Here is a 23,442-nt window from a genome sequence, read left to right as displayed (position 1 = left end):
GAAACTTTTCGATTCTCCACAAGCCTTGACCACCCTCTGACGCATCCTCACTATGGGAGCGCTCCCACTGGTTCAAGGCTTGACAGTTCCGAGTCGCAGGAGGAACCAGCACATGCATCCCCCACCCAGCAGACGCAGAGGCGTCAGGCGGTTGTGGACGGCCGCCGCGGCGGCTCTCGCGCTTCCGCTGACGATGCTCTCGTCGGGCTCGACTTCCGCCCAGGTGGCGGCCGTTCAGTGCAGCGTCGACTACCGGACGAACGACTGGGGCTCCGGTTTCACCGCGGAGCTCACCCTCACCAACCGCGGCACCGACGCCGTCGACGGCTGGACGCTGACGTACGACTACGCGGGCAACCAGAAGCTCGTGAACGGCTGGAACGGCACTTGGACCCAGTCGGGCAGGACCGTGTCGGTGAAGAACGCCGACCACAACGGGCGGATCGCCACCGGCGGCGCGGTCTCGACCGGCGCCCAGTTCTCCTACAGCGGCAGCAACGCCGCACCCACGTCCTTCGCGATCAACGGCACCCCCTGCGTCGGCGCTCACCAGCCGCCGATCACCGTCCTGACCAGCCCGGCGGCCGGCGCGGTGTACACGCAGGGCGAGAGCGTGCCGCTCGCGGCCACCGCCGCGGCGGCCGACGACGCCACGATCACCCAGGTGGAGTTCTACGACGACACCGAGCTGCTGGGCACGGACACGAGCGCGCCCTTCACGCTCTCCGTCGCCGGCTTGACCGTGGGCAGTCATTCCTTGGTGGCGAAGGCGTACGACAGCATGGGTGCCTCCGCGACGTCGACGCCGGTCGGCATCACGGTCGCCTCGGGCCCCACCGTGGTGGCGACGCCGACCCAACTGGGCGTCCAACAGGGTGAGTCGGGTACGTACGAGGTGAAGCTGTCCAAGCAGCCGAGCGCGAGCGTGACGGTCACCACGGCCCGCGCGAGCGGCAACTCCGGGCTGTCGGTCACCGGGGGTGCCACGCTCACCTACACGCCGTCGAACTGGAACACCGCGCAGAAGGTGACGATCGCCGCCGACTCCTCCGGCACCGGCTCGGCCGTCTTCGAGTCGACCGCCCCGGGTCACGGCAAGGCGACGGTCACCGTGACCCAGCTGGGCGCGTCGAAGGCGTACGACGCGCGCTTCCTGGAGCTCTACGGCAAGATCACCAACCCGGCGAACGGCTACTTCTCCCCCGAGGGCATCCCGTACCACTCGGTGGAGACGCTGATCGTCGAGGCGCCGGACCACGGCCACGAGACCACCTCGGAGGCGTACAGCTACCTGCTGTGGCTCCAGGCCATGTACGGCAAGGTGACCGGTGACTGGTCCAAGTTCAACGGGGCCTGGGAAATCATGGAGAAGTACATGATCCCCACCCACACCGACCAGCCCACCAACTCCTTCTACAACGCCTCCAGACCGGCCACGTACGCACCCGAGCACGACACCCCGAACGAGTACCCGTCCGCGCTCGACCCGGGCGTCTCCGTCGGCCCGGACCCGATCGCGGGCGAGCTGAAGTCCGCCTACGGCACGGACGACGTCTACGGCATGCACTGGATCCAGGACGTCGACAACGTCTACGGCTACGGCAACTCGCCCGGCAAGTGCGAGACGGGCCCGTCGGACACCGGACCGTCGTACATCAACACCTTCCAGCGCGGCCCGCAGGAGTCGGTGTGGGAGACCGTCCCGCAGCCCACCTGCGACGCCTTCAAGTACGGCGGCAGGAACGGCTACCTGGACCTGTTCACCAAGGACGCGTCCTACGCCAGGCAGTGGAAGTTCACCAACGCCCCCGACGCCGACGCACGGGCCGTGCAGGCGGCGTACTGGGCGGACAAGTGGGCCAAGGAGCAGGGCAGGGGATCCCAGATCTCCGCGACCGTCGCCAAGGCGGCGAAGATGGGTGACTACCTGCGCTACGCCATGTTCGACAAGTACTTCAAGAAGATCGGCAACTGCACCAGCCCGTCCTGCCCGGCCGGCACCGGCAAGGACGCCTCGCACTACCTGCTCTCCTGGTACTACGCCTGGGGCGGTGCCACCGACCCCTCGGCGGGCTGGGCCTGGCGCATCGGCTCCAGCCACGCCCACGGCGGCTACCAGAACCCGCTCGCCGCGTACGCGCTCAGCGCGTACGCGCCGCTGAAGCCGAAGTCGGCGACGGGCGCAGGCGACTGGGCCAAGTCGATGCAGCGGCAGCTGGAGTTCTACCGCTGGCTCCAGTCGGACGAGGGCGCCATCGCGGGCGGCGCGACCAACAGCTGGGCGGGCCGTTACACCACCCCGCCGGCCGGCACGCCGACCTTCTACGGCATGCACTACGACGAGAAGCCGGTCTACCACGATCCGCCGTCCAACCAGTGGTTCGGCTTCCAGGCGTGGTCGATGGAGCGGGTCGCCGAGCTGTACCAGCAGACCGGCAACGCGCTGGCCGAGTCGGTCCTCGACAAGTGGGTGGACTGGGCGCTGTCGGAGACCACGGTCAACCCGGACGGCTCCTTCCGGATCCCCTCGACGCTGCGCTGGTCGGGCAAGCCCGACACGTGGAACACCACGAGCCCCGGCACCAACGGCGACCTGCACGTCACCGTCGTCGACTACACCGACGACGTCGGCGTGGCGGCCGCCTACGCCAAGACGCTGACGTACTACGCCGACCGCTCCGGCGACACCGAGGCCGCGGCCACCGCGAAGAAGCTCCTCGACGGCATGTGGGCGAACAACCAGGACGCGCTGGGCATCGCCGTCCCGGAGACCCGCGCCGACTACGAGCGCTTCGACGACCCGGTCCACGTCCCGAGCAGCTGGACGGGCACCATGCCGAACGGTGACGTGATCAACTCCTCGTCCACGTTCGACTCGATCCGCTCCTTCTACGAGAGCGACCCGGCCTGGTCGAAGGTCGAGTCCTACCTGAAGGGCGGGGCGGCCCCGACCTTCACGTACCACCGGTTCTGGGCCCAGGCGGACATCGCCCTGGCCATGGGCGCGTACGCGGAGCTTCTCGAATAGTCCCCGCCGGACTCCGCGTACCGGCCCCGGTACCTGAGCCGGGGCCACCGGCCGGGCGGCCCCCTCGCGCACGGGGGGCCGCCCGGCCCTCGCACGCGCGCTTCCCCTCCACCCCCTCACGAGGAAGGACCTCACGGTGCGAAGAACCGTCCGCAGGACCCGCAGCATCACGGCCGCGTTCGCACGGGCGGCGGGCCTGCCGGCCGGCGCCCCGCCCCGCGTCGGCGGCCGACGCCCCGCCGCCCGCCCCGGCCGCCCCGCCGCCGACACCTGGAGGAACGCCCGTATCGACGGCGGCGGGTTCGTCCCCGGCATCGCGTTCGACCGCAGCGAGAAGAACCTCGCCTACCCCCGCACCGACATCCCGCCGGGGGCCGCAGGGTTGCCGTCGACGGGTGACGTCCTGGGCCGGTCGCTTCAGCCGGCCGGCGCGTCCTGCGGCTTGCGGAAGGCCCTGAGCCGGAAGACCGGGTCGGGGCGGGGGCGGTCCTGGTCGGGCAGCTCGGCCAGCCGGGCGGCGAAGCGATCGGCGAGCGGTTCGCCCGGGGGCAGGGTGACGAACCAGCCGCGGCGCAGGTCGGCGATGGTTCGGCGGGGGCTGCGGCCCTGGCCGCGGAAGCGGGCCTGACCGGCCGGCACCAGGCCGAGTTCGGTGGCGTACGCCTCGACGTCGGCGGCGGCGTCGCGCACCGGGCTGGGCGGGCGGGCGGCGAGGACCGCGTCGATGTCGCTGCCCACGTTGTGGGAGGCCGCCTTGTCGACGGTGGTGACGTACACCCCGCCGGGCCGCAGCACCCGGGCGCACTCGCCGATCACCGCCCGCACGTCCTCGGGGCCGGCCAGCAGGTGCAGCAGCCACACGCTGACGACGGCGTCGAAGCGGCCGCCGGGGAACGGCAGCCGGCGGCTGTCGGCACGGACCAGGGCGCCGGGCACGCGGGCGGCGGCCAGCCGGATCATCGCGGGGGCCAGGTCGGCACCGGTCACGCGGACACCGGCGCGGGCGGCGGCGAGCCGCCGGGTGACGATGCCGGTGCCGCAGGCGACGTCCAGCAGCTCGCGCGCCCCGGGCGGGACCAGACCGAGCACGGCTCCGGCGGCCGCCGCCGCGCGGGGTTCGCCGCCGCGCGAGACGTCGTACCGTTCGGCTTCCTTGTCGTAGTCCAGCACGCGCCTCAGTGTGCCCCGTGCCCGGGCGCCAGGTCCTCCACCCTGCGGGCGAGCTCGAAGTCCTTCTCGGTGACGGCGCCGCCCACACTGTGGGTGTTCACGGACAGGTTCAGGGTGTTGTAGCCGAGGGTGAGGTCGGAGTGGTGGTCCAGTTCCTCCTGGACCCGGGCGATGTGGACGACCATGGCAGTGGCCGCGAAGTGCGAGCCGAGCCGGTAGGAACGGGTCAGCCGGTCGCCCTCGAGCGACCAGCCCGGCAGGTCGGTCAGCCGCTCCTCGATCTTCTCCTGCGACAGCGGTTCGACGGGCATGGGCTGCGCTCCTTCTCGGGGCGGTGCTGGGTGCGGGCTCGTCGCTCAGCCTGCCACAGGGGGCCGCCGTGGCCCCGGTCGACGGCCGACGGGGTCCCCGGTACGGCCGTATCTCGGTTACGGTCCCGGCATGAGCACTGTCACGACCGGTAGCACCTCCACCACCGGGGGCGTGGGCAAGCTGCTGCGGGCCTGGCGGGAGCAGCGCCGCGTCAGCCAGCTGGAGCTTGCCCTGCGCGCCGACTCCTCGGCCCGCCACATCAGCTTCGTCGAGACCGGCCGTTCCCGGCCCAGCGAGGAGATGGTGCTGCGGCTGGCCGAGCACCTGGACATCCCCGTGCGGGAGCGCAACGCGCTGCTGCTGGCCGCCGGTTACGCGCCCCGGTTCCCCGAGACGCCGCTGGACGACCCGGCGCTGGGCGCGCTGCGCGAGGGGATCGAGCGGCTCATCGGGGGCTACGAGCCCTACCCGGCGCTGGTGGTGGACGCGATGTACGACGTCGTGGCCGCGAACCGGGGCGTCACGATGCTGCTGGAGGGCGTCCCGGAGTCGCTGCTGGAGCCGCCGCTGAACGCGATGCGGCTCACGCTGCACCCGCAGGGGCTGGCGCCGCGCATCCGCAATCTGCGCGAGTGGCGGGGGCATCTGCTGGCGCAGATGGAACGGCAGATCGCGCTCCACCGCTCCGCACCGCTACGGGCGCTGTACGAGGAGGTGGCGGCATATCCGGTGCCGGAGACGGACGGGGGGCCCGGGGAGGAACCCGCCGAGCCCGTACCGTACTTCGCGCTGCCGCTGCGGATCGAGCACGAGGGGCGGATGCTGTCCTTCGTCTCGTCGATCTCCACGTTCAACACGCCCATGGACGTGACCGTCGCCGAGCTCGCCATCGAGACGCTGCTCCCGGCGGACCCGGCGACGGCCAAGTACCTTCACTCGCTGGTGAGCTGACGCTCCTTCAGCGACATGTGCTGGAGCAGGGCGAAACCGGCCACGGTGAGTGCCTGAAGCACCGTCCAGACCGCGCCGGCCGTGCTCGGCGTGAGCCACAGGGCGAGCGCGGCGAAACTCACCGCCGACCAGGCGAGGTTGGCCTCCACGACCGCCCGCACGCCGAGGGTGGGCGGGTGCGGCCGGGAGGCCAGCAGGGCGACGCCGGCCGTGTACACGGCGAGGAAGGCGCCGAGCCCGAGCAGCAGGCCGGAGCCGACCCCGAGGAACCGGCCGAGCGGACCGGACAGGGCGAGGTACGCGAGCGCGTTGGCGCCGGTCACCGCCGCGTCGAGGGCCAGGAAGCGGCGCAGCATCGACTGGGGCTCGGAGGTACGGGCGAGCGCGGCAAGCTGGGTCGCGGACATGATGAGTCACCCTCCGTCGGGATCGGTTGCGGCGATGGGGCCGGGCCCCGGAGCGGAGTGCGCCGCCCCGGAACCCGACGTCCTCCACGATGCCGTGCGGGGCGGGGCGGGTCGATTACCCGTGGGGTAATGCCGGGTGCCACGGGCAGGGAAATCCTCGGTGACTCGTGAGAGTGCCGGGGGAACGTGACACACTGAGCGCATGCCTGGGCAGGTTGGGGAGGCGGGGCGTGAGTGAGCGGCGGGCCGCACCGACCGTGGGACAGGTGGTCCTGGGACGGCGGTTGCAGGAGCTGCGGGAGGCCGCCGGTCTCGGGCGTGAGGAGGCCGCCCGGGTGCTACGGGTGGCGCCGACGACCGTGCGCCGCATGGAGACGGCCGAGGTCGCGCTGAAGATCCCGTACGTGCAGATCCTGCTGACCGCGTACGGCGTGCCCGACGCCGAGGTGACCGCGTTCGTGGAGCTCGCCGAGGAGGCGAACCGGCCGGGCTGGTGGCAGCGCTTCCACGACGTGATGCCGGAGTGGTTCAGCCTGTACGTGAGCCTGGAGGGCGCCGCCCGGATCATCCGCAGCTACGAGCCGCATTTCGTGCCGGGTCTGCTCCAGACCGAGGACTACGCACGCGCGGTCCTGGAGGCCGGGACGATCGGCACCGCGGGCCCGGGGACGGTCGAACGGCACGTGTCGCTGCGCATGGAGCGCCAGCGGCTGCTGGGGCGCCGCAACCCGCCCCACCTGTGGGTGATCATGGACGAGACGGTGCTCCGGCGGCCGGTGAGCGTCGACGGCAGGGTCATGCGCGACCAGCTCGACAAGCTCCTGGAGTTCGCCGAGCGGGACCGGATCACGCTCCAGGTCGCCGAGTTCGCCGACGGCCCGCACCCGGGGACGTACGCACCGTTCTCGCTGTTCCGGTTCGCCGAGCCGGAGTTGCCGGACATGGTGTTCACCGAGTACCTGACCGGCGCCCTGTACCTGGACTCCCGCACGGAGGTCTCGGCGCATCTGGAGGTCCTCGACCACATGACCGCCCGGGCCGCCTCCAAGGAACGCACCCGCAAGTTGCTGCAGGAGCACCGGGAGAACCACTGACCGCCCCTGCCGCCCCGTGCGGCACGGCAACCCGCGGGGCCACTCCCGCGTCTTCCGTACGACACCGTCCGTGACGCACCGCGCACAGCGGGCCTTCGCACCTGGGAGAAGACAGCGCATGACCGGATCCGACGCCGCACCGCCGCGCATCGACACCAGCCGGCCGCACCCGGCCCGCGTCTACGACTGGTGGCTGGGCGGCAAGGACAACTACCCGGTGGACGAGGAACTGGCCCGGAGGATCCTCGCCACGGACGGCACGGTGCTGCGCGGCGCACGCGCCAACCGTCGTTTCATGCACCGGGCCGTGCGCACCGCCGCCGAGGCCGGTGTCCGGCAGTTCCTGGACATCGGCACCGGTATCCCCACCGAGCCCAACCTGCACCAGGTGGCCCAGGGCGTCGCCCCGGAGTCGAAGGTGGTGTATGCGGACAACGACCCGATCGTGCTGCGGCACGCCGAGGCACTCCTCCAGGGCACGCCCGAGGGCAGCACGCAGTACGTGCACGCCGACGTCCGGGACGCCGACACGCTGCTGCGCCGGGCCGCCGAGTCACTGGACTTCGACCGGCCCGTGGCCCTGTCCCTGGTCGCGCTGACCCACTACCTGGACGACGACCCCGGCGGCGACGACGTCTACGGCTTGGTGGAGCGCTACGTCGCCGCGCTGGCCCCGGGCAGCTTCCTGATCCTCTCGCAGGTCAGCCCGGACCTCAGTCCCGAGGGCGTCGGGCAGGCGGCCGAGCACTTCCGGCGCAGCGGAACGCCGTTCCACCCCCGTTCGCTGGCCGAGTTCTCCCGCTTCTTCACCGGTCTCGAGCTGCTGGGTCCGGGCGTGATACCGGTGCACGGCTGGCGCCCCGGGCCCGAGGACGTGGCGGCCCAGGCGGAGGGTGTCGTCCCGGTGTACGCGGGGGTGGCCCGCAAGCCGTAGGACGGCGGCCGGTCCCCACGAGCCCGCCGGGGGCACCGCGCGGGGACCGGCCGTCCGGTCGTGGGCGGGATCAGGCGGCCCCGTCCCTGCGGTCGCGCTCGTTGCGGGCGCTCCCGGTGTCCTCGTCGTCGACGATCTCCGCGTCGACCACGGACTCGTCCTCGTGCGGCGGGGTGTGCTCCCCCGCGCCCCCGGCCGGTGGGGTCTGGGCCTGCGCGTACATCGCCTGGCCCATCTTCTGGCTGACCGTGGCGAGTTTCTCGACGCCGGTGCGCAATTCGGCCGTGGCGGTGGAGTCCTGCTCCAGCAGCCGCTTGAGGTCCGCGATCGCCGACTCCACCTCGGACCGTGTGTCGGCGGGCACCCGGTCACCATTGTCCCGGATGAACTTCTCGGTCTGGTACACGAGTTGCTCGGCCTGGTTGCGGGTCTCGGCGGCCTCGCGGCGCTTGCGGTCCTCCTCGGCGTACTGCTCGGCCTCCCGCATCATGCGGTCGATGTCGTCCTTGGGCAGCGCCGATCCTCCGGTGACGGTCATCTTCTGTTCGCGGCCGGTCGCGAGGTCCTTGGCGGAGACGTGCATGATGCCGTTCGCGTCGATGTCGAAGGCCACTTCGATCTGCGGGACCCCGCGCGGCGCGGGCGGCAGGCCGGTGAGGTCGAAGACGCCGAGCTTCTTGTTGTACGCGGCGATCTCGCGTTCGCCCTGGTAGACCTGGATGCCGACGGAGGGCTGGTTGTCCGTGGCCGTGGTGAAGATCTCCGAACGCCGGGTCGGGATGGTCGTGTTGCGCTCGATCAGCTTGGTCATGATGCCGCCCTTGGTCTCGATGCCCAGGGACAGCGGGGTGACGTCGAGCAGGAGCACGTCCTTGACGTCGCCGCGGATGACACCCGCCTGGAGCGCGGCGCCGACGGCCACCACCTCGTCGGGGTTGACGCCCTTGTGCGGGTCCTTGCCGGTGAGTTCGCGCACCAGCTCGGTGACGGCCGGCATCCGGGTCGAGCCGCCGACCAGGATGACGTGGTCGATCGCGGAGAGCTGCACGCCCGCGTCCTTCACCGCCTGGTGGAACGGCTTCTTGCAGCGCTCCAGCAGGTCCTCGGTGAGTTCCTGGAACTGGGCACGGGTGAGCTTCTCGTCGAGGTGGAGCGGCCCCTCGGCGGAGGCCGTGATGTAGGGCAGGTTGATCGTGGTCTCGCTGGACGAGGACAGTTCGATCTTCGCCTTCTCGGCCGCCTCGCGCAGCCGCTGCACGGCCATCTTGTCCTGTGCCAGGTCGATGCCGTACTGGCCCTTGAAGCGCTTGGCCAGGTACTCGACGACCCGCTGGTCCCAGTCGTCGCCGCCGAGATGCGTGTCGCCGTTGGTGGCCTTCACCTCGATGACGCCCTCACCCATCTCCAGCAGCGAAACGTCGAAGGTGCCGCCGCCCAGGTCGAAGACCAGGACCGTCTGGTCGTTCTCCTTGTCCAGCCCGTACGCGAGCGCCGCCGCCGTCGGCTCGTTGATGATCCTGAGGACCTTCAGGCCCGCGATCTCACCGGCCTCCTTGGTGGCCTGCCGCTGGCTGTCGTCGAAGTACGCCGGCACGGTGATCACCGCGTCGCCGACGTCCTCGCCCAGGTACGACTCCGCGTCGCGCTTGAGCTTCTGGAGCACCCGGGCGGACAGTTCCTGCGCCCGGTAGCGGGTGCCGTCGACGGAGCCGTGCTCGGGGAAGCGCCAGTGGGCGTCGCCCATGTGCCGCTTGACCGAGCGGGCCGTGCGCTCGACGTTCGTCACGGCCTGTCGCTTGGCGACCTCGCCGACCAGCACCTCACCGTTCTTGGCGAAGGCCACCACCGAGGGGGTGGTCCGCGCGCCCTCCGCGTTGGCGATCACCGTGGGCTCGCCGCCCTCCAGCACGGCCACCACCGAGTTGGTCGTCCCCAGGTCGATCCCGACCGCACGTCCCATCGCTGTCCCCTTCCGTCAGGGCACCTCTCCGGACTTCCAGCACAAAACTTGAGCGGCCTGTTGTCAATAGCTTGAGTGGGTGCTTGTCAATGAGTACCCATGAGTTCGGGCTCGTTCAGCGACCGGGACGCGGGCGCGTGTGGGCGCGCAGCGCGACGGCCCGTGCGGGACGGTCGGTGATCAGGACGTCCACCCGTGGGTCGGCGAGGAAGGTCCGCATCAGCGGGTCCTCGTTGACCGTCCACACCATGGTGAACAGCCCGTTGCGGGCCGCCTCGCGCAGCACCGTGGCCCTGGCCAGGCGGTGGTGGACGGCGACGCCGTGGGCTCCGCAGGCGCGGACCCGGCGCATGGGCAGCAGTTCGCTCAGCCGGGTCCGCGCCAGCCGGCCGCGGCCCACGTCCCCGGCGTCCCGGCCGAGGGACAGCACGGTGCGCACCCCGGGAAAGGCCGCAGTGACGTCCGCGACGGACCGGTCCTCCAGGGTGGTGAAGACGAAACCGTCCTCACCGAGCAGGGCGATCGCCCGGTCGATCAGCTCCCGTTCGTGGCCGGTCTCCTTCAGGTCCAGATGGCCGACGAGCCTGCCGGCGATCAGCTCCATGACCTCCTCCACGACCGGCACCGGGCGCCGGGTGCGCCGGTTCAGCTCGGCGTGGGTGAGGGTCGACACCAGCGGGCCGGTTCCCCCGACGCGGGCGTCGTGGTGCACGACGAAGACACCGTCGGCGGTGCGCCGCACGTCGAACTCGGCGTACTCCGCGCCGGAGCGCAGCGCTTCCTCGTACGCCTCCCGGGTCGCGGGGGCGGCGTGCTCGCTGCCGCCCTGGTGGGCGGAGACGGCGGGGCGTGGCGGCATGGGGTCGGCTCCCGTGGGGCGGGCGTGCCGCAGGCCGCCCCGGGCGGGACGGCCTGCGGGTGGTCGTGCGGGGCGGGACCGGATCAGGCGAGCTTCGCGGTCAGCGTGATGTCGGTGGCCTTCAGGGCCTGGCTGACCGGGCAGTTGACCTTGGCGTCCTCCGCCGCGGCCAGGAAGGCCGCCTCGTCCATGCCGGGCACGGTGCCCTCGACGGTGAGGTGGATGCCGGTGATGCCTTCACCGGGCTGGAAGGTGACGTCGGCGGAGGTCACCAGGCGGGTCGGAGGGGTGCCCGCCTTGTCGAGGATGTTGGAGAAGGCCATCGAGAAGCAGCTGGAGTGCGCGGCGGCGATCAGCTCCTCGGGGCTGGTCTTCCCGTTCGCCTCCTCCGCACGCGACGCCCAGGTGACCGGCTGTTCACCGATGCTGCCGGAGGAGTCGAAGGTGACGACCCCGCTGCCCTTGAACAGGTTGCCTTCCCACACGGTGTGTGCGGATCGCGTGGCTGCCATGACGCATCCTTTCGAAAAGGTCCGGCTACAAGTCCGGCTGTGCTCGTCCCGGGAATCCCGGCTCGCCCGGGTTCCCGGCCCCATCCGATCACACTACGGCCCGGCTCACCCGGAGGACCGGCCCGTGCTCGGTGAACTCCGGTGTGCGGTCGGGGGTGATGACGGTGCCCGCCCGCGCGCGGCGGCGTGCGGTCAGGCCGCGCGTTCGCGGGGCGGGCGGGCCGGCAGGCCGGGGCTCCGCGACTCCTCCAGCCAGCGGCGCAGTACGCGGTGGAGCTGCTCGGCGCCGGCCAGGTCCGCGCCGTCGGCGACCGGGGCGGACAGCGCGAGCGGGGACAGCAGGAAGGCGCGGGACTGGGCGCCCCCGAGCCCGCCGTGGGAACCGATCTGTTCCTCGAAGGCGAGGACCTCGCCGTCGGCGGGGTCGTGGAAGGAGTTGACCATGATGTCGGCGGTGTGCGGGAAGGAGTGGGTGCGCCGTACCACGTCGGCGGCGCCCGGCCCGAAGGCGGCGAGCGGCCCCGGGTTCTCGTCGAGCCGGTCCAGCGGGATCTCGGCGCCGTACGCGCCGAGGACCACCCCGCCGTGCCGTTCGCTGGCCACCAGCAGGAAGCCGATGCCGGGGTGGTTGGCGAGGGTCGGCAGCAGGGCGGGGTGCCGGGCGTCGATCTCCTCCTTGGTCATCCGGTGCGGAACGTCCGGGAAGGAGATCAGGCCCAGGTTCCCCGAGGCCAGCACGACCGGTTCGGAGCCGCGCTGCGGCCGGTAGTGCTCGGCTCCCTCCTCGACCGGCCGGCGCAGGGCCGCGCGCACCGCCGCGCGGGCCTCGGCGCCGCTGTGGGTGTGCCCGGCCCGGCGCGGCACGGGCAGCCCGCAGCCGGCCCGGACCAGGTCGCCGAGGGTGAGGCCGTAGCGGGCGCGGAAGGTCTCGCCGGGGCTCTGCCCGTGGTCGGACAGGACGACGATCCGGTACGGGCGCGGGGCGTGCTCGGTGACCTTCTCGATCAGGGCGAGGGAGCGGTCGAGGCGGTCGAGTACCTTCTCCGCGTCACGGCTCGCGGGGCCGGAGTGGTGGGCCACCTCGTCGTAGGCCACCAGGTCGGCGTAGACGGCGGTCCGCCCGGCGAGCAGGTCGCCCATCACCGCGGCGACCACCACGTCCCGTTCGACGACGGTGGCGAAGGCCCGTACGAACGGGTAGAGCCCGCCGCGGGAGACCCGCGGACGCTGCTTGGCCAGCCGGGCCCGGGTGGACTCTCCGATCTCACGTCCCACCTCGGCGACGAAGGACAGGGCGGTGCGCACGGCGTTGGCGGGGTCGGAGAAGTAGGCGAAGTAGCCCGCCCGGGAGCGGTTCTCCCGACTGCGGCGGCGGGCGGCGATGGACAGCACCAGGGCCTGCTCGCCGGCGCCCCCGCTGAACAGGTTGCCGCGGCTCGCGCCGTCGTCGGCGAGCAGCCCGTCGTGACCGGCATGGTCGACGGCCCGTCGCTGGAGTTCGGCGGCGCTGGTGGGGCGGTTGCACACCACCACCTCCCGCCGCTCCTTCTCGTACCAGCGGAAGGCGGGCACGTCGTGGTTGCTGCCGTGCAGGATGCCGAGCTGGCTCGCACCGGTCTGGCTGGACCAGTCGGTGCGCCAGGGGGTGAGCCGGTGGGTGGGACGGCGGGAGCCGTCGCCCGTGCCGAGCCAGCGGGCGACGGTGGGCATCAGGCCCTTGTTCACCGCCTCCAGCAGGACGTCGTGGCCGACGCCGTCGAGTTGCAGGAACACGGTGCCCGGGGTGGCCGGGCAGGGCGGCGCGGCCCGGCGTCGACGGCGGTCGGCGAGCCGGTAGAGGCGGCGCCGGTAGGCGTCGTCGTCGCGCACCGTGAGCGCGGCGCCGGTGGCGGAGGCGACGGCGGACATCACGGCGGCGACCACGACGGCGGTCTCCGGGTCGGCGGAGCCGCGTTCGACGGGGTTGAGGCGCAGTGCCAGCCACAGCAGGGCGCCGTTGAGGAAGAACACCAGCAGGCCGAGGACGAGCGCCGGTACGAGCAGCAGCAGCCGCACCAGCAGCGGCCAGACGAGCGCCGACAGCAGGCCGAAGGCACCGGCGCCCAGCGCGGCGGTCACCGCGATGTCGGTGGCGCTGTCACCGTCCGCGGAACGCAGCCGGAAGTCGGGGAGTATCCCGGCGAGCAGCAGCATGGTGAGGGTGGAGACCGCCCACACGGCGACACTCCGCCCGGCCTGACTGGCCACCTTCCGCCAACGCCCTGCGCCCACGCCCCGCACACCTCACGTCCCGGCCCGCCGTCCCCGGACCTGCCTGCCACCCTGTCACAACGGCCGGGAGAGCCGCTTCGTCCCCGGTCGGGAGGTGGCGCCGGGTCGGGGGCCACCGTGGGCCCGGCCCGGTGGCCGGGCGGGTCGCGAACCGGGGGGCTGCAGCGCGGGCTTCAGCGGCCGTCGTAGCCCGCGGTGGGCATGGACAGGCGGCGGTGGACACGGGCCTTCATCGCCGCGTCGTAAAAGGGTTCGGCGCGGCCGACCGTCTCCACGCGCACCCCGCGCCGCGCGCACTCGGCGATGAACCCCTCCACGGAGGACAGCGCGCTCTCCAGCACCCGTCGGCTCGGCGCCACGAACAGGTCCGCGCCGGGCCGGACCTCGTCCCACAGCGCGCAGTGGTCCGGGCGCAGCCCCCGTACCAGCAGTTCCCGTGCCACCACGTAGCCGCGCTCGGCGGCCCAGCGGGCGCACATCGCGTGCTGGCTGCGGGAGTCCACCAGGAAGGGGTCGGCGTCCAGTTCCTCGAGCGGCGTCAGACTCGCGATCGCCGTCACCCGGACCGGCCCCATGGCGTCCCCCTCACCTCCGGTTTCGCCGCCGACCCTACTCCTGCCCGTAGGCTTCGGGGAGTCGCGCGAAGGAGGCGGAGAGGTGCCGGTGGAGATCACGTGGTGGGGTCACGCGACGTGCACCGTCGAGGATTCGCACACCCGCGTGCTCACCGATCCCCTGTTCGCGCGCCGGCTCGCGCACCTGCGACGTCGGCGCGGTGCCGTGCCGCCGCCCGGGGCGCGGTACGCGGACCTGGCGCTGGTTTCCCATCTGCACGCCGACCACCTGCACGTGCCCTCGCTGGCCCGGCTCGCCCCGGGCACGCGCCTGCTCGTGCCCCGGGGCGCGCGCCGCGCGGTACCGGGGCTGCGCCGGCTCACTCATCTGCGAGTGGACGAGGTGGCGCCGGGCGATGTCACGACGGTCGGCGGCCTGGTCGTACGGGCCGTCCCGGCGCGGCACGACGGGCGGCGGCTGCCGGTGGGACCGCACCGTTCCCCCGCGCTCGGCTATGTCCTGGAGGGTGAGGCGCGCACGTACTTCGCCGGGGACACGGGGCTGTTCGACACGATGGCCAAGGAGGTGGGACCGGTCGACGTGGCGCTGCTGCCGGTGGGCGGCTGGGGACCGTGTCTCGGCGAGGGGCATCTGGACGCGGGGCGCGCGGCCGAGGCGCTGGCGCGGCTGGGGGCGCGCACCGCGGTGCCGGTGCACTACGGCACGTACTGGCCGATCGGCATGGACGCCGTACGCCCCCACGAATTCCACGCGCCGGGCGACGAGTTCGTCAGGCTGGCGGCCGGGCTGGTGCCCGACGCGGCCGTGCACCGGCTCGGGCACGGCGAGAGCGTGCGCCTGGAGGTCGCGCGGTGATCCGGTCCGCCGCCCTGGCCCAGGCGGCCGGTGCGCCCCTGTCGGCGGCGGCCGTCCCGGCGACCGTGGCGCCGGAGGCCACCCAGCAGGCGATCGGGTATCCCTCGCTGTTCCTGCTGGTGCTGATCGGGGCCCTGGTGCCGGTCGTGCCGACGGGAGCACTGGTCAGCTCGGCGGCCGTGGTCGCCTTCCACCAGACGGCGCCGTTCTCGCTGGCGCTGGTGTTCGTTACGGCGTCGCTGGCCGCGTTCCTCGGTGACATGTCGCTGTACTGGCTGGGCCGGCGCGGGATGAGGTCGAGGAACGGCTCCCGCTGGCTGGAGGCGATCAGGGCCCGTGCCCCGGAGGACCGGCTGGCGCAGGCCCAGGAGAAACTGGCCGGTCACGGGGTGGCGGTGCTGGTGCTGTCCCGGCTGATGCCGGCCGGGCGCCTGCCGGTGATGCTCGCCTGCCTGCTGGCGAAGTGGCCCCTGCGCCGCTTCGCCCGGGGGAACTTCCCGGCATGCCTGGCCTGGGCGGTGACGTACCAGCTGATCGGGATCCTCGGCGGTTCGCTGTTCGAGGAGCCCTGGGAGGGCGTGGTCGCGGCGGTCGCGCTGACCCTGCTGATCAGCGTGGCGCCGAGCGTGTGGCGGCGGGTGCGGGGGACGGCGACGGGGTGACGGGGTAGGGGGAGGGCCGGGTGCCGCGGGTGTCCCGGCGCGGCGGGACGGATGCTCCTACGGGTGCCGTTCCAGGACGCGGGAGCCGCCCACCGGCAGGTCCCACAGGTCCTCGCGGTCCAGACCCTCCTTCTGCCAGGCGGCCCGGACGCGGGCGAGCGGTTCGAGGACCGGTTCCGCGGAGAGGACGAACGTCCCCCAGTGCATGGGCGCCATCCGCCGCGCTCCCAGGTCGCGTGCGGCGCGCACCGCCTCCTCCGGGTCGCAGTGGACGTCGCGCAGCCACCAGCGCGGGTCGTACGCGCCGATGGGCAGCAGCGCGAGGTCGATTCCCGGGTAGCGGCGGCCGATGCGGGAGAACCAGTGGCCGTAACCGGTGTCGCCGGCGAAGTAGACGCGCTGCCCGTCGGGGTCGGTGAGCACCCAGCCGCCCCACAGGGAGCGGCAGGTGTCGGTGAGGGTGCGCTTGGACCAGTGGTGGGCCGGGACGAAGTCGAAGCGGACACCGTCCAGTTCGGCCGCCTCCCACCAGTCCAGCTCGGTGACGCGGGTGAAGCGGCGGCGGTGGAACCAGCCGCCGAGCCCGGCCGGCACGAACACCGGGGTGTCGCGCGGGAGCCGGCGCAGCGTGGGGGCGTCGAGGTGGTCGTAGTGGTTGTGGCTGATGACGACCGCGTCGACGCGCGGCAGTTCCCCCCAGGCGACACCGACCGGGGTGATGCGGGCCGGGGTGCCGAGGATGCGGCGGGACCAGACCGGGTCGGTGAGCACGGTGAGTCCGCCGACGCGCACGACCCAACTGGCGTGCCCCGCCCAGGTGACGGCGACCGTACGGGCGTCGACGCGGGGCAGCGGGCCGGGGGCGTAGGGCAGCCGCGGGATGTCGGCGAGACCCTCCGGCCCGGGTCGGACGGCGCCCTCGCGGGCGAAGCGGGCGATGGCCTTCAGGCCGGGCAGCGGTGCGGTCAGCCGGTCGTGGAAGGTGCGCGGCCAGACCCGGCGCTCGGCGAGCGGGCGGGGCTCCGCGAGCGGCGGGAAGGGCGCGAGCGGGGACGGGGTGGCCAGGGCGGAGGACGGGACGGGTGGGACGCCGGTGTCCCGGGCGGTGGTGCCGGTGGTCGACTCGGACTGCTGCGTCATCGAGGAGGCTCCCATCGCTGAGCGTCGTCACGGAGATCGTCGAATACGGACTTCAGGTGGCTCAACGCGCGTTGCACGTGCGGCAGTTCCAACGGCGCGGGGGAACCGAGGCATTCCGCGCGCTGCTCGGCCGAGCCGCCCAGCAGGGGCGCGGTGGACAGCCGCACGCGCGGGGCCTCCAGGTCGTCGCCGAAGCGGTGACCGCCGGGCGCGGGCATACCGAGCCGGTCGGTGAGGAAGTCCTCCAGTTCCTGGGCGTCGCCGACGCCCCGCGCGGCGAGCGCCGGACCCAGCGGGACCAGGTCGACGTACAGGTGCCGTCCGGCCTGCGGGGGCCGGGCGAGAGCGCCCGCTTCGACCACCGCGGCGTGCGCGGCGGCCGCCACGCGCGCGTGCAGCCGTACGGCGGCTCCGAGGCGCGCGGTGACCGGTTCCGGCTCGGTGAGGGCGTACGCCGCCGCGGCGGCGACGGGGGCGGCCACGCGCGCGTCGAGCGCGGTGAGCGCGTCGAGCACGCGCGCGTGCAGGTCGGCTCCGCCCCGGCCCGCCGGGAAGCGGGCCACCGCGGCGGGCCAGCCGGACGGCAGCAGGGCACCGGACAGGTCGGTGACCACGGTGACCCGGTCGGGCAGCATCTCGGCGGGGCTGAGGAGCACGGTGTCGTGCGGGGCGTGCAGGGTGTCGCGCCAGGTCTCGTCGCTGACGAGGTGCAGTCCCTCGTCGACCGCGGCCTCGAGGGTCTCGTGCAGCAGTTCGGGCGGGGCGACGGTCGCGGTGGGGTCGTCGGCGACCGACAGCACCAGCAGTCGCGGGTCGCCGCCCTCGGCCCGGACCCGGCGCACGGTCTCCAGCAGGGCGTACGGGTCGGGGACGCCGCCGCTCTCCGCCGGGGTCGGCACGTGGAACGCGGGCCGGCCGAGCAGGCGGGCGTACGGGGCCCACCAGGCGGGGCAGGGTCGGGGCACCAGGACGTCGCCGCCGACCGCGGCGGTCAGCGCCACCAGCAGGGCGGGGGCACCGGGGGCGACGGCCACCCGGTCGGGGGCGCCGGGCAGGCCGCGCCGGTCGCCGTACCCGCAGGCGGCGTCGAGCAGGGCGCTGCCACCGCCGACGGGCTCGGCCTCGGCACGGGACGCGGCGGCCGCGAGGACGCCGGCCAGTTCGGGCAGCACCGGCAGCCCGTCCTCCGGAACCGCCGGCCCGAAGCGGACGGGTCCGTGCCCTTCCGGGTCCGTCCGCCGCATGTGTCCCTCCGAGCAGTCCGTTGCGTGGTGGTGCTTCTGCCCGCTCCGGTGATGGTGATGCCGGTGCCCGAGGGACTCCTTGGGACGCCCGGGTGCCGGTGTCCGGGCGGTGGGCGCCGGTACCCGTGTCCGGGGCGGTGGGCGCCGGTACCCGTGTCCGGGGCGGTGGGCGCCGGTGCCTGCCCCTCGGTCCGACGGTCCGGCGCGTCTTCGGTCCGGCGAGTACCCGGGGCACCGGTCGGCCATGGGCGCCGGGCCCGGTCGTACGGCTCTCGGCTCGCGACGCGCTACCGCCGCCGGGGAGACGGCGGAAGCGGTCAGCCGCCCGGGCGGCCGCTCCTGCTCCGGTACAGCCGGTGACCGGCGGCGCCGAACGCGCCCGCGATCAGCAGACCCCCGGCTACCAGGGCGGGCACGGAGTCGGTGAAGGCCCCGCCCTCGCCGGCGTGGACACCCCTCTGGACGGCCGCACCGGCACAGTGCGTGCCGTTCACGTCGCGCGCGGCACCCTCGTGCGCGGCACCCTCGTGCGCGGCACCCTCGTGCGCGGCGTCCCCGGGTGCGGCGCCCTCCTGTGCGACGTCCCCGGGTGTGGCGCCCTCCTGTGCGGCGCCTTCGGGCATGTCACCCTCGGCTGCGGTCTCCTCCGGTGTCTCGCCCTGGGGTGCGGCACCCACCAGGGGGACGCCATCGGAGGCAGCGCCCTCGGCTGCGGCCTCCTCCGGTGTCTCGCCCTCGGCTGCGGCACCCACCAGGGGGACGCCATCGGAGGCAGCGCCCTCAGAGGTAGCGCCCCCAGGAGCGGCCTCCTGCGCTGTCGCGCCCTGGAGTGGGGCGCCCTGGAGTGCGGCGCCCTCCCGCACGGCCCCCTCATGCGGAACGCCCTCCTGTGGGACGCCCTCCTGTGGGACGCCCTCCTGTGGGACGCCCTCCTGTGGGACGTCCTCCGCTGTCGCGTCCTCCTGTGCGGCGTCCTCCGGCTCCAGGGCCATCGGCTCCGGGGCCGTCGGCTCCGTGCCGTTCGCCCCGTCGCCCGTCGGGTCGCCCGAGGTCCCGCTTCCCGCTCCCTCGGCGGATTCCGGTTCGGTGCCCTCCGTCCCGGCTCCTCCGGGGGCGGCGTTCTGCGCCTCCGGGCCGCCCGGCGCGGTCCCCATCGGCTCGGCGGCCTCCGGCTCGACGGGTGGCGGTTGGGTACCCCCCGTCTCCAGGTGCTCCGACTCCAGGCCCTCCGCCTCCGTGCTCCCCGTCTCCGCGGCCGCTGCCGGAAAGTCCTCCCTCTCCACGGCTCCCGCCCCGGTCCCCCCACTCTCCTCGCCGCCACCCCAAGCCTCCTTCGGCTCGGCACTCCCCTGCTGATGCCCCGGCCACTGATGGGCGGGAGGGCAGGGCGACGGGGAGGCGGTGCCGGGCCCGGTGGCCGGGGCGACGGTCGGGGCGCCGGCCGGGACCGCGTGAGCGGCGGCCGGCGCCAGGACGCCGAGGACGGTGCCGGCGAGGGCGGCGAGGGGCAGGGCACGGGCGGTGCGGCGCATGGTGCGGGGCTCCTTCGAGCGACGGCCGGGCACGCGGGCGGCCCCAGGTCGACGCGGGCCACATCGGCGGGGCACGGGGTCGTGCCCCACAGCCATCACAGCCCGCCCACCGCCCGCCCGCGCGCGGCCGCACACCATTCGCGCGACCCGCACACCCGACCGGGTGAACGGCCCGCACCGGGGCGGCCGACCGCGCCCGGTGCCGGTCGCCCCCCTATTGCGCGTCCCGCATCACCTGCTCCCGCACCTTCCCGCAGCAGCGGCTGATCAGGCGGGAGACGTGCATCTGGGAGATGCCGAACTCCTCGGCGATGCTGCTCTGAGTCATGTCGCCGAAGAAGCGCATGTAGAGGATGGCCCGCTCGCGTTCCGGCAGGGCGGCGAGGCGTTCCTTCACGGCCTCACGGTCGACCACGGTGTCCAGCGCCGGATCGGGTCCGCCGAGGGCGTCGCTGAGGGAGTAGCCGTCCTCGCTGCCGGGGCGTTCGGCGTCCAGGGACAACGCGGTGAAGCTCTCCAGCGCCTCCTGTCCGGTCCGCACCTCCTCCTCGCTGAGGTCGGCGTGCGCCGCGATCTCGGCCACGGTGGGCCGACGGCCGGAGATGGTCTGGGAGAGGTCCTGGTCGGCGACCCTGACACGGTTGCGCAGGTCCTGGACCCGGCGCGGCACGTGCAGGGTCCACATGTGGTCGCGGAAGTGCCGTTTGATCTCGCCGGTGACGGTGGGCACCGCATAGCTCTCGAAGGCGTTGCCGAGTCCGGGGTCGTAGCGGTCGACGGCCTTGACCAGACCGAGCGCGGCGACCTGGCGCAGGTCCTCGAGGCTCTCTCCGCGGCTGCGGAAGCGCCCGGCCAGGCGGTCGGCCATGGGAAGCCACGCCTCGACGATCTCGTCGCGGAGCGCGTCGCGCTCGGGTCCGGCGGGCAGCGCGGCGAGCCGCTGGAAGGCCGCGGTGGTGTCGGGTGCGTCGTCATGCGGATGGTTTGTCGCGCGTGTCCGGGTGCGCATGGTGCCTCGCAACTCCCTCGGAGTGCCGGATGGACGGTCACCGTGGGAGCGCACCGGGGATTCGGGACAGGCACGCCGTGGGCGGCGGACGCCGCTCCCACGGATGTGCCTCCTGTCCGAAGCACTGCCTGTCCGCCTGCCCCCGCGCCGCGACCGCAAACCTCCGGCGCAGGTTTTCCGCGGACTCCTCCGGTCACTCGTACGGCCGGCCGCGTCCGACGCGTCCGACGTCCTGTGTCCGAACGTCCGGGAGGTCGTACATGAGCACCAAGGTCGCCGACCAGGTTCTGCACCGGCTGCGCGAATGGGGGGTGGAGCACGTCTTCGGCTATCCCGGTGACGGCATCAACGGCCTGCTCGCCGCGTGGGGCCGGGCCGGCAACGAGCCGGTGTTCATCCAGTCCCGGCACGAGGAGATGTCCGCGTTCCAGGCGGTCGGCTACGCCAAGTTCGGCGGACGGCTCGGAGTGTGCGCCGCCACCTCGGGTCCGGGGGCCATCCACCTGCTCAACGGCCTGTACGACGCCAAGCTGGACCACGTCCCCGTCCTCGCGATCGTCGGTCAGACCCACCGCTCCGCGATGGGCGGCTCCTACCAGCAGGAGGTGGACCTGCACTCGCTGTTCAAGGACGTCGCCTCCGACTTCGTGGAGACGGTGACGGTCCCGGAGCAGCTGCCGAACGTGCTGGACCGGGCGATCCGCACCGCCTACGCGCGCCGCTGCCCGACGGCGGTCATCATCCCGGGAGACGTGCAGGAGCTGGACTACTCGCCGCCGACGCACGAGTTCAAGATGGTCCCGTCCAGTCTGGACCGCAGCGCGTGGACGGCGGTGCCGTCGGACGACGCCGTGCGCCGTGCGGCGGAGATCCTGAACGCCGGGGACAAGGTGGCGGTCCTGGTGGGCCAGGGCGCGGCCGGGGCGCGTGCCGAGGTGGAGCGGATCGCGGAGCTGCTCGGCGCGGGCGTCGCGAAGGCGCTGCTGGGCAAGGACGTCCTGAGCGACGAACTCCCCTACGTGACCGGCTCGATCGGCCTGCTGGGCACGCGCCCCTCGTACGAGCTGATGCGTGACTGCGACACCCTGCTGACCATCGGCTCCTCGTTCCCGTACTCGCAGTTCCTGCCGGAGTTCGGCCAGGCGCGGGGCGTGCAGATCGACATCGATCCGCACATGGTCGGGATGCGCTACCCGTACGAGGTGAATCTGGTCGGGGACGCCAGGGCCACCCTGGAGCGGCTGATCCCGCTGATCGAGGGCGGGCGCGGGCGGGAGTGGTACGACACGGTGTGCGACAACGTGGTCCGCTGGCGGGACATCATGGAGCGCCGGGCCGCGGTGTCGGCCGACCCGATCAACCCGGAGTACGTGGCCCGCGCGCTGGACCCGCTGCTGCCGGACAACGCGATCATCACCTCCGACTCCGGCTCCACCGCCAACTGGTACGCCCGGCACCTGACCATGCGCTCCGGGATGCGCGGCTCGCTGTCGGGCACGCTCGCCACGATGGGCTGTGGGGTGCCGTACGTCGTCGGCGCGAAATTCGCCCACCCGGACCGGCCGGCGATCGCCCTGGTCGGGGACGGAGCGATGCAGATGAACGGCATGGCGGAGCTGATCACCGCGGCGAAGTACCGCCACCAGTGGGACGATCCACGGCTGGTGGTGGCCGTGTGGAACAACCAGGACCTCAACCAGGTCACCTGGGAGATGCGGGCCATGGAGGGCGCGCCGTCCTTCCTGCCCTCGCAGAAGCTTCCCGACGTGCAGTACGCCGAGTTCGCCCGGTCGCTGGGGCTGACCGGCATCCGGGTGGAGAAGCCGGAGGACGTCGAGGCGGGCTGGCGCGCGGCCCTGGACGCGGACGGCCCCGCGCTGGTCGAGTTCCTGACCGACCCCGCCGTGCCGCCGATCCCTCCGCACTCGACGTGGGAGCAGATGGAGGCGACCGTGTCCGCGGTCGTCAAGGGCGACGCAGACCGGGGTTCGGTGCTGAAACAGGGTTTCAAGGCGAAGGTCCAGGAGTTCCTGCCGGGTGCCGGGCGGCAGGGCGGCGGGAAGAAGGCCCGCCGGTAGCACAGCGGACCGGTACCACCGCCGGGTGGGTGCCGACCGGCCGCCGGGGCGATGCCGGGGTGCGCGGTGCGGTCCACGGGGAGCCGTCCGGCGAGGACACCGCGCGCCGGTCGGTCACCGTACCCGCAGCGGGGGCGGTACGCGGCTGCCGGCGGCGGTACGCGGCTGCTGCTCGGCACCGTCGGCTTTCGGCGGCGCTCCCTGACGTGGCGCCTGTCGCGTCGGCGGCCCGAGGTGTTCCTGCCCCCTGCTGTCGGGGCGCACGACGGCGACTGCGCGAGGCGCTGTCGCACGAGGCGCGCGACCGCCGAGCGGTGGGAGTGAGGGGGCGCGGGCGGCCGGTGTCCGGCGGTTCGGGCCGTACGGGAGGACGACCGTACGGCGCGGACGAGCGGACCCGCACGGTGGGTGGATCGGGTGGGCGGCCCAGCGCGGGCTGAGCGGCGGGGCGGGCCGCGCTGCCGGGGAGCCCCTGGGGGGCGGGCCGCGGTGCCGGGGAGCCGGCCGCGGTGCCGCGGAGCCGGGGAGCGCGGGGCCGCTCAGGAACTCGGTGTGGGTGCCGCCGGGACGCGGGGCAGGTCCGCGTGCTCGGCGTCGGGGTCGACGGGCCGGCGCAGGAGGAGTTCCTCGTAGCGGCCCAATATCACGATCATGCCGAGCATGACCAGCGGGAGGAGCACGGCGAGCACCACCATGGCCAGTCCTTTCCAGGAGGCGCGTGGGGGGCGTGTGATCCGGGTCTCCCGTCGTGCGGCGGGCAAACCCGCCTGGTGCGGATCCGCCGCCGCAACCCCGTGTCGGCCTCCGCTCCACGGGTACGCGGTGCGGACCCCCGATGGACTTGGAGG

Annotated in this window: 20 protein-coding genes; 7 read left to right on the top strand and 13 right to left on the bottom strand. The window is 73.4% G+C overall.

Annotated features, from left to right (window positions below):
* The first annotated feature begins 112 nt into the window (after positions 1–112).
* Complete coding sequence (locus ACFYOV_RS10585; protein WP_389085413.1) at positions 113–3,028, top strand: glycoside hydrolase family 48 protein; 2,916 nt, start codon at positions 113–115, stop codon at positions 3,026–3,028.
* A gap of 417 nt (positions 3,029–3,445) precedes the next feature.
* Here the strand turns inward: ACFYOV_RS10585 and ACFYOV_RS10580 are convergent, their stop codons facing one another.
* Entirely contained in the window at positions 3,446–4,198 is a 753-nt protein-coding gene (locus tag ACFYOV_RS10580; RefSeq protein WP_389085410.1) for a class I SAM-dependent methyltransferase, read from the bottom strand.
* A 5-nt stretch (positions 4,199–4,203) separates the two neighbouring features.
* Entirely contained in the window at positions 4,204–4,509 is a 306-nt protein-coding gene (locus ACFYOV_RS10575) for a 4a-hydroxytetrahydrobiopterin dehydratase (RefSeq protein ID WP_389085407.1), read from the bottom strand.
* 130 nt (positions 4,510–4,639) lie between these two features.
* Between ACFYOV_RS10575 and ACFYOV_RS10570 the strand changes: the two genes are divergently transcribed.
* A complete protein-coding gene (locus ACFYOV_RS10570; RefSeq protein WP_389085405.1) occupies positions 4,640–5,461 on the top strand; it encodes a helix-turn-helix domain-containing protein in 822 nt (273 codons plus the stop codon).
* Here ACFYOV_RS10570 and ACFYOV_RS10565 read toward each other — a convergent pair.
* Complete coding sequence (locus tag ACFYOV_RS10565; RefSeq protein WP_389085402.1) at positions 5,443–5,868, bottom strand: hypothetical protein; 426 nt, start codon at positions 5,866–5,868, stop codon at positions 5,443–5,445. The genes ACFYOV_RS10570 and ACFYOV_RS10565 overlap by 19 nt on opposite strands.
* A gap of 230 nt (positions 5,869–6,098) precedes the next feature.
* Between ACFYOV_RS10565 and ACFYOV_RS10560 the strand changes: the two genes are divergently transcribed.
* Together ACFYOV_RS10560 and ACFYOV_RS10555 are read left to right on the top strand one after the other, a co-directional pair.
* Entirely contained in the window at positions 6,099–6,962 is an 864-nt protein-coding gene (locus tag ACFYOV_RS10560; protein ID WP_389085399.1) for a helix-turn-helix domain-containing protein, read from the top strand.
* Positions 6,963–7,080: 118 nt separating this feature from the next.
* A complete protein-coding gene (locus tag ACFYOV_RS10555) occupies positions 7,081–7,896 on the top strand; it encodes an SAM-dependent methyltransferase (protein ID WP_389085397.1) in 816 nt (271 codons plus the stop codon).
* 70 nt (positions 7,897–7,966) lie between these two features.
* On the opposite strand, the gene dnaK is transcribed toward ACFYOV_RS10555, so the two are convergent.
* From dnaK to ACFYOV_RS10530, 5 genes are all read right to left on the bottom strand, one after another.
* Entirely contained in the window at positions 7,967–9,856 is a 1,890-nt protein-coding gene (gene dnaK, locus ACFYOV_RS10550; protein WP_389085395.1) for a molecular chaperone DnaK, read from the bottom strand.
* Between the two features lie 115 nt (positions 9,857–9,971).
* On the bottom strand, positions 9,972–10,715 hold the full coding sequence (locus tag ACFYOV_RS10545) for a glycerophosphodiester phosphodiesterase family protein (RefSeq protein ID WP_389085393.1): 744 nt from the start codon (positions 10,713–10,715) through the stop codon (positions 9,972–9,974).
* A gap of 83 nt (positions 10,716–10,798) precedes the next feature.
* Complete coding sequence (locus tag ACFYOV_RS10540; RefSeq protein WP_389085391.1) at positions 10,799–11,227, bottom strand: OsmC family peroxiredoxin; 429 nt, start codon at positions 11,225–11,227, stop codon at positions 10,799–10,801.
* Positions 11,228–11,419: 192 nt separating this feature from the next.
* Positions 11,420–13,507 (bottom strand): phage holin family protein, encoded by a 2,088-nt coding sequence (locus tag ACFYOV_RS10535; RefSeq protein WP_389085388.1) that lies wholly within the window; start codon positions 13,505–13,507, stop codon positions 11,420–11,422.
* Between the two features lie 164 nt (positions 13,508–13,671).
* Positions 13,672–14,073 carry a hypothetical protein gene (locus ACFYOV_RS10530; RefSeq protein WP_389085386.1) on the bottom strand — a complete coding sequence of 134 codons (402 nt, stop codon included), beginning with the start codon at positions 14,071–14,073 and terminating at the stop codon, positions 13,672–13,674.
* 82 nt (positions 14,074–14,155) lie between these two features.
* On the opposite strand from ACFYOV_RS10530, the gene ACFYOV_RS10525 reads away from it, so the two are divergent.
* Together ACFYOV_RS10525 and ACFYOV_RS10520 are read left to right on the top strand one after the other, a co-directional pair.
* Positions 14,156–14,929, top strand: coding sequence for an MBL fold metallo-hydrolase (locus ACFYOV_RS10525; RefSeq protein ID WP_389085384.1), 774 nt, complete (start codon positions 14,156–14,158; stop codon positions 14,927–14,929).
* The gene (locus ACFYOV_RS10520) at positions 14,929–15,591 is read left to right on the top strand and encodes a DedA family protein (RefSeq protein WP_389085653.1); all 663 of its coding nucleotides are present in this window, start codon (positions 14,929–14,931) and stop codon (positions 15,589–15,591) included. The genes ACFYOV_RS10525 and ACFYOV_RS10520 overlap by 1 nt, the downstream gene beginning before the upstream one ends.
* A 57-nt stretch (positions 15,592–15,648) precedes the next feature.
* Here the strand turns inward: ACFYOV_RS10520 and ACFYOV_RS10515 are convergent, their stop codons facing one another.
* From ACFYOV_RS10515 to ACFYOV_RS10500, 4 genes are all read right to left on the bottom strand, one after another.
* A complete protein-coding gene (locus tag ACFYOV_RS10515; RefSeq protein ID WP_389085382.1) occupies positions 15,649–16,731 on the bottom strand; it encodes an MBL fold metallo-hydrolase in 1,083 nt (360 codons plus the stop codon).
* Positions 16,728–17,975 (bottom strand): aminotransferase class I/II-fold pyridoxal phosphate-dependent enzyme, encoded by a 1,248-nt coding sequence (locus tag ACFYOV_RS10510; RefSeq protein ID WP_389085379.1) that lies wholly within the window; start codon positions 17,973–17,975, stop codon positions 16,728–16,730. The genes ACFYOV_RS10515 and ACFYOV_RS10510 overlap by 4 nt, the downstream gene beginning before the upstream one ends.
* 317 nt (positions 17,976–18,292) lie before the next feature.
* Positions 18,293–19,507, bottom strand: coding sequence for a hypothetical protein (locus ACFYOV_RS10505; RefSeq protein WP_389085377.1), 1,215 nt, complete (start codon positions 19,505–19,507; stop codon positions 18,293–18,295).
* A gap of 214 nt (positions 19,508–19,721) precedes the next feature.
* The gene (locus ACFYOV_RS10500) at positions 19,722–20,516 is read right to left on the bottom strand and encodes an RNA polymerase sigma factor SigF (RefSeq protein ID WP_389085375.1); all 795 of its coding nucleotides are present in this window, start codon (positions 20,514–20,516) and stop codon (positions 19,722–19,724) included.
* Positions 20,517–20,776: 260 nt separating this feature from the next.
* On the opposite strand from ACFYOV_RS10500, the gene ACFYOV_RS10495 reads away from it, so the two are divergent.
* Positions 20,777–22,594, top strand: coding sequence for a thiamine pyrophosphate-requiring protein (locus ACFYOV_RS10495; protein ID WP_389085373.1), 1,818 nt, complete (start codon positions 20,777–20,779; stop codon positions 22,592–22,594).
* A gap of 539 nt (positions 22,595–23,133) precedes the next feature.
* On the opposite strand, the gene ACFYOV_RS10490 is transcribed toward ACFYOV_RS10495, so the two are convergent.
* Complete coding sequence (locus ACFYOV_RS10490) at positions 23,134–23,289, bottom strand: hypothetical protein (RefSeq protein WP_389085370.1); 156 nt, start codon at positions 23,287–23,289, stop codon at positions 23,134–23,136.
* Between the last annotated feature and the right edge of the window lie 153 nt (positions 23,290–23,442).

It is taken from the genome of Streptomyces sp. NPDC005931, assembly GCF_042871235.1.
In the GTDB taxonomy this organism is placed as follows: domain Bacteria; phylum Actinomycetota; class Actinomycetes; order Streptomycetales; family Streptomycetaceae; genus Streptomyces.
The sequence above is the reverse complement of the archived record's forward strand: the minus strand, read 5'-3'. Positions and strand labels throughout refer to the sequence as shown.